The sequence below is a fragment of the Pseudoalteromonas sp. T1lg75 genome, from assembly GCF_002964705.1.
Lineage (GTDB): Bacteria > Pseudomonadota > Gammaproteobacteria > Enterobacterales > Alteromonadaceae > Pseudoalteromonas.
The window spans coordinates 205,364-221,139 of the sequence record NZ_PQCD01000033.1 but is presented as its reverse complement, the minus strand read 5'-3'; the positions used below and the strand labels follow the sequence as shown (position 1 = coordinate 221,139).

The 15,776-nt window shown below is 52.4% G+C and carries 15 protein-coding genes; 5 read left to right on the top strand and 10 right to left on the bottom strand.

Annotation, left to right across the window (positions count from 1 at the left end; genetic code table 11):
* Positions 1-123: 123 nt before the first annotated feature.
* The 4 genes from udk to C2M36_RS07640 all read left to right on the top strand — a co-directional run bounded on the left by udk (position 124) and on the right by C2M36_RS07640 (position 6,501).
* Positions 124-753 (top strand): uridine kinase, encoded by a 630-nt coding sequence (gene udk / locus C2M36_RS07655; protein ID WP_105254712.1) that lies wholly within the window; start codon positions 124-126, stop codon positions 751-753.
* A 14-nt stretch (positions 754-767) separates the two neighbouring features.
* Complete coding sequence (locus C2M36_RS07650; protein ID WP_105254394.1) at positions 768-1,991, top strand: NupC/NupG family nucleoside CNT transporter; 1,224 nt, start codon at positions 768-770, stop codon at positions 1,989-1,991.
* A 402-nt stretch (positions 1,992-2,393) separates the two neighbouring features.
* Positions 2,394-3,161 (top strand): substrate-binding periplasmic protein, encoded by a 768-nt coding sequence (locus C2M36_RS07645; protein ID WP_105189262.1) that lies wholly within the window; start codon positions 2,394-2,396, stop codon positions 3,159-3,161.
* Positions 3,162-3,285: 124 nt separating this feature from the next.
* Positions 3,286-6,501 carry a S41 family peptidase gene (locus C2M36_RS07640; RefSeq protein ID WP_105254393.1) on the top strand — a complete coding sequence of 1,072 codons (3,216 nt, stop codon included), beginning with the start codon at positions 3,286-3,288 and terminating at the stop codon, positions 6,499-6,501.
* A gap of 59 nt (positions 6,502-6,560) precedes the next feature.
* Here the strand turns inward: C2M36_RS07640 and C2M36_RS07635 are convergent, their stop codons facing one another.
* Genes C2M36_RS07635 through C2M36_RS07590 form a run of 10 tightly spaced genes read right to left on the bottom strand, consistent with a single transcriptional unit; the run spans position 6,561 to position 14,510 of the window.
* Positions 6,561-7,250, bottom strand: a complete 690-nt coding sequence (locus C2M36_RS07635; protein WP_105254392.1) for a hypothetical protein — start codon at positions 7,248-7,250, stop codon at positions 6,561-6,563.
* On the bottom strand, positions 7,238-7,966 hold the full coding sequence (locus C2M36_RS07630; RefSeq protein ID WP_105254391.1) for a hypothetical protein: 729 nt from the start codon (positions 7,964-7,966) through the stop codon (positions 7,238-7,240). The genes C2M36_RS07635 and C2M36_RS07630 overlap by 13 nt, the downstream gene beginning before the upstream one ends.
* Positions 7,963-8,304, bottom strand: a complete 342-nt coding sequence (locus C2M36_RS07625) for a cupredoxin domain-containing protein (RefSeq protein ID WP_234399138.1) — start codon at positions 8,302-8,304, stop codon at positions 7,963-7,965. Before C2M36_RS07625 ends, C2M36_RS07630 begins: the two co-directional genes overlap by 4 nt.
* Positions 8,289-9,575, bottom strand: a complete 1,287-nt coding sequence (locus tag C2M36_RS07620) for a sensor histidine kinase (protein WP_105254389.1) — start codon at positions 9,573-9,575, stop codon at positions 8,289-8,291. Before C2M36_RS07620 ends, C2M36_RS07625 begins: the two co-directional genes overlap by 16 nt.
* The gene (locus tag C2M36_RS07615) at positions 9,572-10,246 is read right to left on the bottom strand and encodes a response regulator (protein ID WP_105254388.1); all 675 of its coding nucleotides are present in this window, start codon (positions 10,244-10,246) and stop codon (positions 9,572-9,574) included. The genes C2M36_RS07620 and C2M36_RS07615 overlap by 4 nt, the downstream gene beginning before the upstream one ends.
* A 15-nt stretch (positions 10,247-10,261) precedes the next feature.
* Positions 10,262-10,924, bottom strand: a complete 663-nt coding sequence (locus C2M36_RS07610; protein WP_442792642.1) for a tetratricopeptide repeat protein — start codon at positions 10,922-10,924, stop codon at positions 10,262-10,264.
* 3 nt (positions 10,925-10,927) lie between these two features.
* The gene (locus C2M36_RS07605; RefSeq protein WP_105254387.1) at positions 10,928-11,713 is read right to left on the bottom strand and encodes an SDR family oxidoreductase; all 786 of its coding nucleotides are present in this window, start codon (positions 11,711-11,713) and stop codon (positions 10,928-10,930) included.
* Positions 11,710-12,399, bottom strand: coding sequence for a TenA family transcriptional regulator (locus C2M36_RS07600; protein WP_105254386.1), 690 nt, complete (start codon positions 12,397-12,399; stop codon positions 11,710-11,712). Before C2M36_RS07600 ends, C2M36_RS07605 begins: the two co-directional genes overlap by 4 nt.
* Positions 12,400-12,405: 6 nt before the next feature.
* Complete coding sequence (locus C2M36_RS07595) at positions 12,406-13,827, bottom strand: AMP-binding protein (protein ID WP_105254385.1); 1,422 nt, start codon at positions 13,825-13,827, stop codon at positions 12,406-12,408.
* On the bottom strand, positions 13,824-14,510 hold the full coding sequence (locus tag C2M36_RS07590; RefSeq protein WP_105254384.1) for a thermostable hemolysin: 687 nt from the start codon (positions 14,508-14,510) through the stop codon (positions 13,824-13,826). Before C2M36_RS07590 ends, C2M36_RS07595 begins: the two co-directional genes overlap by 4 nt.
* A gap of 273 nt (positions 14,511-14,783) precedes the next feature.
* Between C2M36_RS07590 and C2M36_RS07585 the strand changes: the two genes are divergently transcribed.
* Positions 14,784-15,737: a HEAT repeat domain-containing protein gene (locus C2M36_RS07585; RefSeq protein ID WP_158678877.1), complete on the top strand. Its 954-nt coding sequence runs from the start codon at positions 14,784-14,786 to the stop codon at positions 15,735-15,737.
* Positions 15,738-15,776 lie beyond the last annotated feature (39 nt).

Genomic DNA, 15,776 nt, shown 5'->3' with positions numbered 1-15,776 from the left:
TAACGTGAGGATTTGCGTCACTTTTGGCGCGCATAAGCGCTAAAGGATGGCATCAATTGAGATTATTAGTGGCGAATTTGCTAAAGTAATCAATTGTCTAATTTCAGTCTGGATGCTTTGTTTGTGACACAAACCATTATCGCCATTGCCGGTGCGTCTGCATCGGGTAAGTCGTTGTTTAGTCAAACTATTTATAACGAACTGGTCAATGAGCTAGAGCCTGGGGCGATCGCCATTATCGAGGAAGATGCCTACTACCGGGATCAATCGCATTTACCTATGGCGCATCGCGTCAAAACCAATTATGACCACCCGGATGCCTTTGAGCACGAATTGTTGGTCGAGCACCTGCGCCAATTGCGCGAAGGGTGCGCCGTGGATGTGCCCATTTATGACTATAACGAGCACACCCGCGCAAAGGAAACACGCCGCGTTTTACCGGCAAAGATCCTCATCGTCGAGGGTATTTTGTTGTTAAGCGATCCGGCACTGAGAGAAGAATTTGATATCCAGGTGTTTATCGATACGCCTCTGGACATCTGTCTAATGCGCCGTATGCAACGCGATATTGAAGAGCGTGGCCGCACAATCCAATCGATTGTCGAACAATACAAGCGCACCGTGCGACCTATGTTTTACCAGTTTATCGAGCCGTCCAAGCATAACGCCGATTTGGTCGTTACCCGAGGTGGCAAAAACCGCGTAGCAATTGACATAATAAAAAGTAAAATCAAACACCTACTACAAGAATAACGGGAACATCGGCAATGACAACATTAATGAGCCTGATCGGTATGCTGGTGCTACTGGCGATTGCCTACGGGGCGTCAACAAACCGCAAAGCGATTAACGTGCGCACCGTGGGTGTGGCATTTTTACTGCAAGTCATCATAGGTGGCTTTGTATTATTTTTTGAATTTGGCAAAAACATACTTGAAGCCATGTCCAGAGGGGTTGCCAAAATAATCGGCTATGCCACCGATGGCATCAGCTTTTTATTCGGTCCTCTGGCCAAGGAAGACACATTAGGCTTTTTATTCGCCTTTCAGGTGTTGCCGGTTATCGTGTTTTTCTCATCCTTGGTGGCGGTCTTGTATTACCTCGGCATCATGGATTGGGTGATTAAATTCTTAGGCGGTGCGCTGCAAAAGCTATTGAAAACGTCGCGCCCCGAGTCGCTCTCGGCCACCGCCAATATTTTCGTGGGCCAAACCGAAGCGCCTTTGATAGTAAAACCTTTTATTACCACCATGACCAAGTCGGAATTATTCGCAGTCATGGTAGGTGGCTTAGCCACGGTAGCAGGCTCGGTCATGGCCGGTTATGTAAAGATAGGCGTTGAACTGCACTACCTGATTGCTGCCAGCTTTATGGCCGCACCCGGTGGTTTCCTGATGGCCAAAATGATCGTGCCGGAGACGGAAACCCCGAAGGAAACACTGGCCGAGCTCGATACCGAGCATGAGCAGCCGGTAAACGTAATCGATGCCGCGGCCGCTGGGGCCTCAAGCGGTATGCAACTGGCCCTGAACGTGGGCGCCATGTTGTTGGCTTTCGTCGCGCTAATCGCCCTATTGAACGGCGTATTAGGCTGGTTCGGCGGCTTCTTCGATAACCCGGAGCTGACGCTACAACAGATTTTAGGTTATGTCTTCGCCCCGGTCGCCTGGTTATTGGGTGTGCCTTGGGATGAAGCCATGCGAGCCGGTAGCTTTATCGGCCAGAAATTAGTCGTAAATGAGTTCGTCGCTTATTTGGACTTTGTAAATTATCGTGATGAGTTAAGTAAGCACACACAAGCAATCGTAACCTTTGCACTGTGTGGTTTCGCTAACCTGTCATCGATAGCTATCTTACTAGGCGGGATTGGCGGTATGGCGCCAAGCCGGCGAAAGGACATCGCACGTCTAGGGCTCAGAGCAGTGTTGGCAGGATCTATGGCCAACCTCATGAGCGCCGCAATTGCTGGGTTTTTCCTCTCTATTGCTTAGAAACAAAGAGAAGCCACAGTTGCAAAACAGGGTCTTAGACCTAGGTTGTTGCCTTAAGGGGTTAAGGTAACAGCTAACTTGAACGATACTTCACCAAAGGGCCGCAAGGCCCTTTTATCGTTTCTGCACCCTACTAATACCAATTCACTTAAATAGCTAATCATTCTAGCGGGCTAAATGTCATGCTCACGGCGTTGGAATTTTTCGATGTAGAGTAACTACATAAGAAAAATTCCGCCTTGTTATCACATCATTTATCCGGCGCTATATCTGCTCACATACTTAACAGAATTGGTATAAATTCATTAAAGTACCCAAATAAGGAATATTTTCTGCGTTATTAGGTGCATTCTCGATCGCATTTATCTATGCTTAGGGGAATTATTGGCTTAAGGAAAAAGCATGACCCCCTTGCTGCGAACGTCACTCCCCTTGTTATCTTTCCTATGCGCACTTCTATCCTTTAACAGTGCTGCGGATGACGCCGTGCAGGTGGTGACCGAACTGAGCCCGCCGAACCAGATTTTAATCAATGACAATATCGGCGGCAGCAGTACGGATATCGTTCGTCATGTGCTCAGCGAAGCGAATGTGGATGCCGACATCAACATCTACCCCTGGGCTCGGGCCTTTTACCTCGCCAAAAAGCAGGCCAATACGCTGATCTACAGTTTAGCGAAAACACCGGAGCGCGAGCCGCTGTTCCACTGGCTGGGCAAGGTCGCCTATTTTCGCTTGGGCTTTGTCAGCTTAGCTTCGAGCAAACACATCAACATCAAACAACTCGAGGACGCCCGTGCCTATCGCATTGCGGTGCAGCGCGATGACATCAGCGCCTTGTTTTTTGTTAAGCGCGGCTTTACCGTGCTGCAAACCACAGATATCAAACATTCCTATCGCCTGTTGCTTTCGGGTAAGGTGGATTTAATCATCGATGACCCTAACTATGTGGGTGCCATGGCGCAGCAGTTTAATCTGCCCGCCAGTCATTTGCGTTTTATCAGCGCCATCGAAGAGCTCAGCGTCTATGGCTACTTGGCGGCCAACAAAGATCTGGATGCCACTACGGTGGCCAACATTAAAGAAGCCTTCGCCGCCATCGAAGATACAAGCTGGTACCAGCAAAAGCTGCGCAACCCCTATCATGAGCTGCAAACCTTTAATGACTAAGGACGCTTAGGGTCTCATAAACGGCCATCTACATAATTTTTAACAACCTTTTAGTCGCACCTCGGTCGCAGTTATCCGCTCCCTTGCTATGATGTAACAGTCTCCCCAAAAGGATAGGATAACCATGAAAAAAATAACGACCTTGGCTTTGGCCGTGGCAACCACGCTGGCACCCTGGGTGTCGGCCTATGAAACCGAAGACACGCGCCTGTTGCGCTTCCCCGATATTCACAACGAACATGTCACCTTTATCTACGCCGGTGATGTGTATGTGGCTAACACCGCAACCGGCGCCAGCCAACGTCTGACCGATCATGTTGGCTTTGAGACCTTTCCTAAATTCTCACCGGACGGCGAACGCATCGCCTTTGCCGCCGAGTACAACGGCAGCCGCCAAATTTACGTGATCAACCGCGATGGCTCCGGGTTAAAGCAACTGACTTACTATAACGATGTTGGCCCTATGCCGCCGCGCGGTGGCTATGATTACCGGGTATTGGATTGGACCCCCGACGGCAAAAACGTGGTCTTTCGTGCCAACCGTACACCTTGGGGCAAGCGCATGGGCCGTCCCTATATGGTGCCAGCGGATGGTGGCTTAGAGCAGCCACTGGCTATCCCGGAAACCGGTGGCGGCATGCTGTCTCCCGATGGCGGTAAGTATGTGTACACCCCCATCGACCGCGAGTTTCGTACCTGGAAGCGCTCGCGAGGCGGTCGTGCCCAGGATGTGTGGGTGTATGACTTAGAAAACAACACCTCCAAGCAACTGACCAGCAGTCGCGCCACCGAGCAGCAACCGACCTGGGTGGGCGACAACATCTATTTTGTTTCCGACAGCGACTACACCCTGAATCTGTATCAATACCGCGAGGGAGCCGAGGCGAAAAAGCTCACCAATCACTCGGATTTTGACGTGCTCTGGCCCTCGGCCGGCCCTAACGCCCTGGTCTATGAAAATGGCGGCTACCTCTATCGCTTTGACCCAATTACCGAGCAAAGCACCAAACTTACCATTAATATCGCCGGCGTGCGCCAGTACGCCATGCCATACAGCAAGAATGTCAGCGAGTTTATCGACTCCATGTCATTGTCTCATGATGGCAAGCGCGCCCTGTTCACCGCCCGTGGTGAGCTCTTTAGCGTGCCGGTTAAACAAGGGCCCACACGCAACCTGTCCTACACGCCATCGGGGCGTGAAATTGATGCCAGTTGGTCGCCCAACGGCCGTTACATCGCCTACATGAGCGATGAGACCGGCGAATACGAAATTTACCTAAAAGATCGCGCCAACAACAATGCGGTGAAACAACTCACCGACAACGGCACCATTTGGCGTTTCACCCCGGTGTGGTCGCCGGATAGCTCAAAACTGCTGTTTGCCGATAAGAACCACACCCTGTGGTGGCTGGATGCAAAATCAGGGAAGCAACACAAGATAGATACCGGTCTGTATGACGAAGAAGGCATTCAGCAATACATCTGGTCGCCAAACAGCGAAGACATCGTTTTTGTGAAAAACAATGAAAACCGTTATGCCTCACTATGGCACTACAATACCGATGAGCAAACGGTGACGCGCTTAACCGATGAGATGACCAATGAGCATAGCCCCGCCTTCTCCCCGGATGGCCAATACCTGTACTTTACCTCTGAGCGCGACTTCAACCTTGCCTTTAGCAGCTATGAGTTTGACTACATGTTTAACCGCGCCACGCGCATTTATGCCGCCGCGGTCAACAATAAGATCACCCCCTTAATTGCCCTGCAAAGCGATGAAGCGGCCATCCTCAATGATGACGAAAAGAGCAATGACCAGGGCAAGAAAAACCAGCTGCAAAGCAGTGGCTTTATGCAACGGGTGACCGCTCTTAACGCCCCGGCGGGAGACTACAATACCCTGGCTGGCGTCGAAGGCGGTGTCCTGACGCTAAGTAAGGGCGACTTGCAGTTACTTGGCACCGAACACGACGCTGAATTGAAAACCGTGGCCAAGGGTGTGAATGGCTATACGCTCTCCAGCAACCGTGAGCATGTCTTGGTACGAGCGGGTAAGGACTACAGCGTAATTGCCCCGAAAGCGGATCAGGATTTGAACGCATCCAAGCTGGATTTAACCAAGATGACGTTGAAAATCGACCCGCAAGTCGAGTGGCAGCAAATGTATGTGGAAGGCTGGCGCACCTTGCGTGATTGGTTCTACGATGAAAACCATCATGGTCAGGATTGGGATGCCATCTTGGCCAAGTATCAGCCGTTGGCCAATGCCGTGGCGCACCGCGCCGATCTTGACTATGTGCTGAGCGAAATCGCCGGTGAGATCAATGCCGGTCATATTTATGTGCAATCCGGTGATATGCCAAAAGCAGAGCGCAAAAAACACGGCCTGCTGGGCGCCAAACTGGCGAGCCACAACTCGGGTTATGTACAAATCGAGCAGATTTTCCAAGGCGAAAACTGGCATGAAGACTTCCGCTCACCACTAGGCACCACGGGCGTTAAAGCCAGCGACGGAGACTTCATTATTTCCGTTAACGGCCGCCCGGTCACCCAGGTGAGTAACTTCTATGAATTGCTGGAAAACACCCAGGGTGAGCAGGTTGAACTGCTAATAAACTCCAAACCAAGCCAAAAGGGTGCCTGGAAGGTCAGCGTCAAGCCGGTGGCCAGCGAGCAAGGCCTGCGTTATCTGCAATGGGTGAATGAGCGCGCCGACTATGTGGCCAAGCTTTCCAATGGCCGGATTGGCTATGTGCACTTGCCCAACACCCATTACGAAGGCAACCGTGCCATGTTCAAAAACTTTATGCCGCAAACCACCAAGGACGCCATGATCATCGACGACCGCTACAATGGCGGTGGCTTTATTCCCGAGCACATGATCACCTGGCTGGCACGTAAGCCGCTAAACTACTGGAAGCGCCGTGGTGTTGAGCCGACGAAAACTCCGCAGTTTGCCCACGATGGTCCCAAGGCCATGCTGATCAATGGCTATTCCAGCTCCGGCGGTGATGCCCTGCCTTACTATTTCCGTCAGGCGGGTTTAGGTAAGCTGATTGGTACTCGTACCTGGGGTGGCTTAATCGGTATTTCCGGCAACCCGAACCTGGTCGATGGCGGTCAGGTGATTGCGGCGACCTTCCGCATCCTGGATAACGAGGGAAATTGGATCATCGAGAATGAAGGCGTAACGCCGGATATCGAGGTAATTGATCGTCCTGAGCTTATTTATCAGGGTAAGGATCCATCCATCGAGCGCGCCGTTGAAGAGCTACTTAAGGAGCTTGAGGCCAAGCCAAAACAACCACTGAGCGTGCCGCCGGCACCCAGTAAGTTTTAAGTAAAACCTAGGGTCTGTTTATCTTCGTTTCTTGCGCAGATAAACAGACAACCCACATTTTAAAACTCGAACTCCAGGGCCAGGCGAAAGCTATGGTCTTTACCGCCATGCCCCACTTCGCTGATAAAGCCCGCTTCCCATTTTAGCTGATGCTGACCGTCATAACGGTGCAAACCGATAAAGCCCGGGCCGACACCGACAAAGTCTTCGCCGCTGTAGAGCTCTAATGCCGGTTGAAACGCCGAGCGCAAACGGTAACGATACTGCGCCCGAAACTCCGACTCCCATTCTGAATCAATATCACTGCCCCACTCATACACCAAGAAGGCATTGACCGTGAGGCTGGTGATGCCGAACTCTTTTTCGAACAAGAGGCCGGAGGTGATCTCATAGTTATCTTCTTTGTGCTGCTTTTCTATTTCAAATAGGGCGCCAAAGTCGGCCCAATAACGCCCCTGCTCCACCATTTGCCAGCGCAACTCCGCTTCATAGGCGGCCAGACCAAAGTCGCCTTCATCGTCGCGCTCACCGACACCATAGACTTCCAGGCTCAGGGTTTCACTGATGGCACCGCCGACACCGAAGCGTTGCGCCAGCACATTGCCTTCCTCGGTTTGTCGCGATACCAGGCGCCACTCCAGCTCCCTCTCATAGGGCAGGACATAGGGATGGTAGACCTTATCGACCACCATGCCATCGGCCCAACTGCTGGCACTTAGCAGCAATAAAGCCCAGGTTAAATATCGCATTTTTGTCTACTCCGTTGCCAGTTGGCTGCTCCTAGCAGCGCCAACAGCGTCAATATATATACCCATAATGACAGCGAACTGGGGGTCGCTTCATAACCCACAACCACCTTGGCCAAACGGCCAAAAATACTATGCTCGTCCAACAGGGTGCGCAGATCCACCAAGGGGGAAGGCATGGTTAGTAAGCCTGCACCGGCGGCAATATCCAGCATGCCGACCATGGACCCGGCAATATGCATGCTAAATAGGCCGAGTACCCCCCAGGGCCCGTAATGCTCGGCCAACCAGGTAAGAAAGAAATAAAATAAAATGGCAAAACTACCGACTATGCCCACTCCAAGACATACCCCCAGGGCGCGAGCCAGCTCCATGTGCCCTTGCAGCAGCCAGGGTAAGTAGTGACTCAAATATAAACAGCTGGCACTGGCCAACAGCAACACAAAACTGGCCCACAGCCGCAGCGCCAACCCGCTGAGCGCCGCCAGCACCAATAGGGCCACCAGCAGCATTTGTGAATACTCAAAGCCCAGGTAATCGAACCACTGGCTGATTTGCTCAAGCGCGAGGATATAGCTCAATGTCGGCACCACCAGCCACAGGGCTAAAATAAGCCAGCGCTTTCGACCCAGGGGCTTAACGTGCAACACCAGGGCAAACACCAGCAACACCGCAGGCGGCAACAATTGATTGATGGTCACTAATAAGCTGTTGATCATGGCCTTTGCTCCTCAATAGGCACCGCTACCAGGGTGCCCCGTGCGGTGTCGGGTGCAAATTCGCCAAAAAAGAAGTACTCACCCGGGGCCAGAGGGCCGACATAGATAACATTAATGCGCCCGGGGAACAGCACCTTCTCGCGGTTTAAATCAAAGCTGTCGAACTCTTCCGGGTCGCCGTCGAGGTTGTGCACCAAGAGGCGAATTTTTTCACCGCTCGGCACCTCCATGCGCGCCGGATAGAAAAGGTGGTCCTTGAGCACCAGCTTAAACTCTTTGAGTTCGGCAAAAGCCGGCATACTCAACAGCAGCAATGTCCATATCAATCGCTGCATAATGTCTCTCGCTGTACCGCCATGGTAATGATCACTTCTAATCCACCCCATTCACTTTGCTTGAGTTGCACCTCACCCTGATAGAGGCCAATCACATGCTGAACTATGGCCAAACCCAAACCCGCACCAGGAATATGAGCTGGGTGCGAGTCGCCGCCAACGCGAAAGAAACGATCAAAAATGCGCTCCCGTAACTCGCTGGCAATGCCGGGGCCGGAGTCAGCCACTCGCAGCTCAATATTATCACCCCGATCGGCCAAGTGAATGGCGATACGGCCATTTGCTGGGGTATATTTCACCGCGTTGCTAATGATGTTTTTCAACATCACATTAAGGGTAAAGGGCTCACCGATAACCTCGCGACACTCGCCGCTTAAGCTAATATCCAGATTTTTCTGCGCTATTTGCGGATAGAGCTCGGCGATTAGCTGCTGGCAAATATGGGCCAGCGACTGTTTAGCCAGTTTGTCCTGCCACTGCTGGGAGGAAGTACGGCCAAGGGCCAGCATTTGCTCCACCAAATGATTTAGGCGGTCGACACTCAGGCTCAGCGCTTTGGCATCCTCATCATTATGACGCTGTAATAAGTTGTGCAGATTGATTTTCATCGCGCTCAGCGGCGTACGCAGCTCATGGGCGGCATCGCTGGCAAAGTAGCGCTCGCGCAAATAGGCCTGTTCGGTGCTCCGCAACAGGGCATTCAGAGTGTCCACCACGGGTTTGATTTCCAGCGCCTTGGCTTCGGTGCGCAACATGGAAAAATCATTGGCGGCACGTGTTTTGAGCTCGCGAGAGAGTAAGGTGAGGGGTTGTAAGGCACGCTTAACCGCCAGACTGATAAACACCGCCAATAAAACAATGCCAAGCAACATGGGCAACATCAGGGCGATGATCAATTGCTCCGACAGGGCAAAACGCTCACTGATGGGCTCGCCCAGCACCACGCAATCTTGTTGCTGGCAATAGGTGGCGATACGCAGTCGTTGCCCTTGGCTGTTGATGGTTTGCAGGCCCTGGGGCGGCACCTTGGCGAGTAAGCTTTCGCTTCCCCCCACTAAAGTATTGCCTTGCCAGCGCTGCCAAAATTCGGCCTGTTGCTTGGGCAGGGCCTCGGGAGCGACGGCAAACAGCAATTGGGTGCGGGCCTGGAGATGCTGGTCAAACAAGGCATCGGCACGGGCCAAACTGCGTTGATAGCCCTGGGCCAGGGCTAAAAACAAGATCAGCACCAACATGGCCAGCAAGAGCATCATCAGCTTGGTGCGTATGCTCAAGGTTCGCCGCCTTCATTGGTGGCTAACACATAGCCGATGCCACGCAGGGTTTTGATCATCTTGGCCGGCAACTTTTTGCGTAAATGGTGAATGTGTACTTCGATGGCGTTGGAGCCGAGCGCCTCCCCCCATTGGTACAGCTTTTGTTCCAGCTGCTCCTTGGACTGCACCCGGCTTTGGTTTTCCATTAACGCCTTTAACAGCATGTACTCCTTGCGCGGCAGATTGATCGAGGCGCCATCGACACTGACCTGATGGGCGCCGAGATCCATTTGTACCGAGCCACATTGCAATATGCTTGATGCCACACCACTGACGCGCCGGCCCAGCACCCGCAAACGTGCCAATAGCTCGTCCACGGCAAAGGGCTTGACCAGGTAGTCGTCGGCGCCCAAGTCCAGGCCCTGAATTTTGTCATCCAGGCTGTCACGGGCGGTGAGGATCAGCACCGGTAAGGGCTTGGCACGACGTTTAATATCCGCTAGCAGGCTTAAGCCATCGCCATCGGGCAAGCCGAGGTCGAGGATCACCAGATCCACATCATCGTGCGCTATCATGGGCCGCGCCTCGGCTAAACAGGTCACCGATTCCACCGCATAGCCCTCGTGAGCCAGAGTACGGCTCAAGCATTCATTGACGATGACATCGTCCTCCACCAGTAACAACCGCAATCCCTGTCTCCTTTGTTAGCGTTTTAGCTTACGCTCCACCTTAGCCAGTAACTGAGCCACCTCTTGCTGGCGATATTTATCGGCCAGCGGTCGCTCGGCGCGTGGTGCCGCTGCCTGGGCACGCAACAAATGCGCTTTCGCTTGTTTATACTTCCTTTCATCATAGAGGAACTGAGCATAAAAGTAATTAATATCAATGCCGTCAGGGTTGATAGCCAAGGACTTTTTAAACAGCTCCTGAGCCTTTTCATCATCGCCAAAGCCGATTGGCCAGCCCGGCACCTGCGCATACAAAGTGCCTAGACTGGTGTAGGCCGAACCTTGAAGCGCTTCACCATTGATGCTCATGGCCATTTCAAAGTCTTTTTTTGCTTCTTTAGCCAGGCCTAAGGCCCCCAAGCCGCCTTTTGCACCGGCGAAACTGGAATGAATAATGCCAGACCAGATATGGCCTTCGGCCTCATCCGGGTGTGCCTGGCGATAGGTTTGCGCACTCTTCGCCAGCTCGGCGAAGGCATCTTCCTGATCGTCGCCCTTGAGCTCATAATTGACATGGGCCCACTGGCGCATCAGTTGTTGCAGATTCATCTGCTCATCGACACTGGACCAGGTGCTTTGAGAAAAGGCACTTTGAGACAGGGCCGTGGCCACAAGAGCCATTGCGAAATAGGGTTTCATAGTTCACCTCATTAATTGTTTAATAGTCGCAAGTTGTTTCGCTAGGGCGTTATCCACCACCTTGGGCAGTAACGCATTGATTTTTGCAAAGAAGGACTCTTTGGCTCCGACACTGCGGCGGCGCTCGTCGGAGTCGAGTAAACGCATAAATTCTTCGGCCACATACTCCGGCGTATCCATGGCGTTACCCAATGCCTTATTGAGTGCCGTGACCTTGTCGCTGTTGATGGCCGTTTGTGTGGCACGCGGGGCAAAGTATTTAACCCGCACCTGAGTATCACTTAGCTCTCTGGCCAGCGCTTCACTAAACCCGCGCAAGGCAAACTTGGTGGCACAGTATTGGGCCTGTAACGGGTAACCTATGGCGCCAAACGAGGAGCCAATATTCACTATGGTGCCGCCACCTTGTTGCAGCAGGGGTAATAACCCTTGTGACAGCAGCATGGGCGCACGGACATTGACCGCCAGCGCCGCGTCGAGATCACACTTGCTCAGGGATCCAAAAGGCACCATGGTGTTTACCCCGGCGTTGTTGACCAACAAATCACAGCGGCCAATATCGCCAAGTAGGTCCACCACCCGGCTAATATCGGCGTCGTTGCTTAGATCCACCTGTAAGGCCAGATGATAAGACGCCTCGTCGCTTGGCAACTGTTGGCGAACCTGCTCCAATGCGGGCAAGTCGCGACCGAGTAAGATCATCCGGTAATTGCGGGCCGCCAATCGTTTGGCGATGGCACCGCCGATGCCGCCGCTGGCTCCGGTCAAAACCGCAATCGGCGCGCTCATAACGCCTCCACCTCTTCGCTCAGGGGCGCCAGGCCATGGTTAGTATCCAGGGTGCGGAACATGTCGCCGTAGAGACGATAAAAACGCTTCGCCGCATTCACTATCACCTGCTGTTCCTGCTCGTCGGTAATACGGTCCATCAGCCCCTGGAAGAACTTCACATGCTCTATATCCAAGGCACCATGGGAGGTGAGATAGCTAAAGGCTTTTTTTGGCAGCCCCAGCTTAGTGCGTATGGTGTCGGCGGCATTGTCGGCCAGCGCAATGGACGTGCCTTCAAGCACATGGACCATGCCGAAGAAACTGAGCGGCGAAATACGCGCTATGCTGTCGTAGGCATAGCTGACCATCATCTCGGTGGCAAAATTGGGCTCGCTGTAACGGGCCTGCTCTTTATCAAAACCACAGGCCTTGATGTCATTGAGCACCCATTCCTGGTGTCCCAGCTCTTCTTCTATGTATTCGGCGATGGCGTCGCGTAACCATTCCTGCTCGCTGCTAATGCGGGCGCCACAGGCCATCAAGAGTGGGATGGTGTGTTTAACGTGATGAAAGGCTTGTTGTAAAAAGGCCACATAAAGGTCCACGCTGACCTGGCCGGCCAACGCCTTTTGGATCACCTCGGCAGACAACAGGTATTGACGCTCTTGTTCGGTTTGTTCGACCAGTTTTTGGAAAAATAACATAGCGGACTACTCCTGATATAACTGAGAAATTTGTTGTGAAAAATGCGCATTGATAGCCGGGCGCTTGGGCCTTTGATTGGCACTGAGCAAGCCCTCGGCAGCACTGAGCGGCGCACTTAAGCGCAGGGTATTAACAATTTGCGCATACTCGGGCAGTTGCGCATTAGTGGCGTCGATAAGCGCCTCTAGCTGGGCGTCATCGACGGCCTCATGACAATAAATAAGGGCGCTCAAAAAAGCCTGACCTTCACCTACCACCACTGCTTGCAATATGGGCCCATGGCTAAGCAAGAGCGACTCGGGCCACTCCGGGGAAATATTGCGCCCGGTGCTCAGAATAAGCTGGTTCTTTTTACGACCAAGAATATGCAACTCGCCATTGTCCATGCGCACCAGGTCGCCGGTGGCGAAGCCTTGTGGCTGGGTGTTTGGCTCGCCAAGGTAACCAAGGAAGTTCGGTGCCTTGATGATCATTTCATCATCGCGGATTTCATAACGAACATGCGCCAATGGCTCGCCCACACCGGCGCCGTCAGCCGTAGCTAAACTCACCACCGAGCCGGCCTCAGACAAGCCATAGCCCTGATACACGGGCAGACCCAGATCATGGGCGCGTGCAATTAACTGAGGCGCAACCTTGGCACCACCGACGGCTATAAAGGTTAAGGAACTGGGTGCCTGCCAACCCGAAGCGCAGGCTTGCACCAGGGCCTTTAATAATTCCGGCACCAAAATCAGGGTATTGGGCTCTACCTCGCTAATGGTGGCCAAGAGCTTTTGTGGGGTAGTTAACCGGGCGCCGTCGAAGCCTAAGCTTGTCAGCGAAGGCACATAAATATCGCCACCGGCCAACATGGGCGCATAAACCCCGGCTACGTTTTCAAGCAACACGGGCAAGGGCAACAGACATAAATGCTTGGGCGCATCCACCGCGGTGCGACTGACCAAGGACGCGGCGACCTCAAACATATGCGCCGTGGACAGGCACACTCCCTTGGGTTGTCCGGTAGACCCTGAGGTAAAGGTAATTTTTTGCGTGCCTTGGGGCACTGCTTGCTCGGGAGCCGCCAGATTACTCGGTTGCAGGGCAATGCTTTCACTGCCAATAGTCCAGCTCTGTGCGGCGTTTTTTGTCTGGTCGGCGGCGCCGATAATAAGTTCGGGACGCGCCTTATCCAGGGCAAACTGGCGTTGCTCGGGCGAAAAGAAGGCTGGCAAAGGCAAGGACACTATGCCTGCCTGCATCAGGGCAAAATCAACCACCAGCCAGGGCAGACCATTATCCAGCTCCACCGCCACACAGCTTAACTGCATGTCCTTTAGGTGCGTAGCCAGGCGCTCGACTTGCTGCCAAAACTGCGCTGCATCCATGTGCTGTTGCTCACCGACCACCTGGCCGTGCCAAAGACGGGTTAATTCGGCCATCATAAATGCGTCACCTCAACGGCCAGATTAGCGATATCATTCTGATAGGACTTGGCAAAATAGGACAGGGTGTCGGTGCTATCCACATGCTTACAAACCTGCGCCACATCCACCACACAGACCTGAGGTGTATTGGTGTAATAACTGCCCCAACTCAGTCCGCAATCTGCCAGGCGCTCCGGCTTGGCATCGCCAAGTACCTCGAAGGGCGCACCAATGCGAGTAAGCAGGTTACGAATATGAGCGGTGGCACAAAATACCAGCTTGCGCTTATCGGCTCGTTGCAGCGCTTTTGCCAAAACGACAAAGTGTGCCAGCGTTGCCTGACTGTGGGTGGACACCAAATTACCCAGCTCGATACAGTCAGACGGCAGGCATTGCCATTGCTGCAGGTGCTCGGCCAGTGGCTGATCCAAATATTGGTTAATAAACAAAGGCTGGCTGGCACTGCGCAAACCAAAACAGCAATAGCGCTGCTCGGAGTAACCAAGACAGGCCAACAGCGGCATAAACTCCTGCACATCGGCGCCATAATGCTTGGCAAACCCCGCTTGAATACGGGTCGCCAAACTACGATGGATGGGCTGCTCTGAATTGGCAACAAAATAACCCTGAGCGATAGATGCGGGCTCGGGTAACAGATATTGCGACTGCATTGTGCCGTAGCTGAGCGATAAAGATTCCATAGCAAACCCTACTGAAGATGAGGCGATGGAATCAATTTAGAAAGCGAAACTTAAGAAAGTCTTAAGAAACTTAAAAAAGAGAAAATAATTAATTTGCTGCGCCTGCACGCGCTTACCGTGCACAGCCATTGACGAGCGCTGACACCCTTTTATTCCGGTATTCACAAAATTTTAGTTTACATCTTGGTAACAAACTCGTTGCTTTAGATTCAGCGGTTTGCTATTTTCATGCGGCTAATTATTAAGCAAATTGAAGGGCCTATGATGTTTACAATGAAAACAATAACAATAACAGTTGCACTTTCCTGCTCTCTTTTACTTCAAGGCTGTGCGCCCAGCTCATACAAGCTGAGTAAGCCACAACCTTCGCCAAATGCCTATGAGGCGACGGCTCAGACCAACCAGCAAAAAATACAGGTGGTCGACCAGCGCAGCGATAAAAGCGCGCCCTTCACCTCGGGTATTTTGCCCAGCGCCTTGATGTATGAAGGCAAGGTACTCAAGCAAGTGGAGTTCCTCGAGGCACATTTAGCCGAAGAATTTGCCGCCCGTGATTTGCCCATCACCTTAGGTGAGGGCGACAACAAGTTAGAGATCTTGCGTTTTAATATGCGCAATCATAGAACCAATGGCTTTACTCCTTTTATTACCTTCACCATGCTCAAAGGCAAACTGGAGACGACAAAAGGCAGTTACCCGGTGGCCGTGTATGTAAAGCGTGGCAAGGTACCGGTGTGGAGCTTTGACGAAATTATTGAGCCAACGCTCAATGAACCCATGAGCTTAGTGGTTAAAGAATTAAGCGCAAAAATCAATCAGCAGCTTATGGGCGGTAAGTTGTCCGATGAAAAAACCCAGACCCTGATCGACAGCATTAAGGGTGCCGGCGTTAAAGCCAACTACCTGGATGTGTATGAGCTTGGCTTCAGTAATAACCCAATTGCCCTGCCTTATTTGCGCGAACTGGTTAAATCTGAGGATGAATATGTTCGTCTCGCCGCCATCTCGTCTTTGGGCAATATGAAGGACAATGACAGTGTCCAGTTGTTAATAGATTTGTATGAAGGCACCGGCTCCTGGTCGGATCGCGCCATGGCCCTAAAGGCCTTGGGCGATATCGGCAACACGGTGACCTATAGCTATTTGCAAAAGCAAAACGAAGTGCTGCAAAGCGATGGTTCTAAAGAAGGCTTGTGGAATCGCGAAATCATCCAGCTTTACCTCTAATTGCACTTGATCCGCTGCGAACAGGACTCAGCAAGCATC

What these genes read in the sequence shown, in the direction of transcription:
- C2M36_RS07590 (WP_105254384.1), bottom strand. Translation starts at nt 14,510, where the DNA reads ATGGAATCTTTATCGCTCAGCTACGGCACAATGCAGTCGCAATATCTG.
- C2M36_RS07605 (WP_105254387.1), bottom strand. Translation starts at nt 11,713, where the DNA reads ATGAGCGCGCCGATTGCGGTTTTGACCGGAGCCAGCGGCGGCATCGGC.
- C2M36_RS07650 (WP_105254394.1), top strand. Translation starts at nt 768, where the DNA reads ATGACAACATTAATGAGCCTGATCGGTATGCTGGTGCTACTGGCGATT.
- C2M36_RS07645 (WP_105189262.1), top strand. Translation starts at nt 2,394, where the DNA reads ATGACCCCCTTGCTGCGAACGTCACTCCCCTTGTTATCTTTCCTATGC.
- C2M36_RS07610 (WP_442792642.1), bottom strand. Translation starts at nt 10,924, where the DNA reads ATGAAACCCTATTTCGCAATGGCTCTTGTGGCCACGGCCCTGTCTCAA.
- C2M36_RS07585 (WP_158678877.1), top strand. Translation starts at nt 14,784, where the DNA reads ATGAAAACAATAACAATAACAGTTGCACTTTCCTGCTCTCTTTTACTT.
- C2M36_RS07635 (WP_105254392.1), bottom strand. Translation starts at nt 7,250, where the DNA reads ATGCGATATTTAACCTGGGCTTTATTGCTGCTAAGTGCCAGCAGTTGG.
- C2M36_RS07600 (WP_105254386.1), bottom strand. Translation starts at nt 12,399, where the DNA reads ATGTTATTTTTCCAAAAACTGGTCGAACAAACCGAACAAGAGCGTCAA.
- C2M36_RS07630 (WP_105254391.1), bottom strand. Translation starts at nt 7,966, where the DNA reads ATGATCAACAGCTTATTAGTGACCATCAATCAATTGTTGCCGCCTGCG.
- C2M36_RS07640 (WP_105254393.1), top strand. Translation starts at nt 3,286, where the DNA reads ATGAAAAAAATAACGACCTTGGCTTTGGCCGTGGCAACCACGCTGGCA.
- C2M36_RS07595 (WP_105254385.1), bottom strand. Translation starts at nt 13,827, where the DNA reads ATGATGGCCGAATTAACCCGTCTTTGGCACGGCCAGGTGGTCGGTGAG.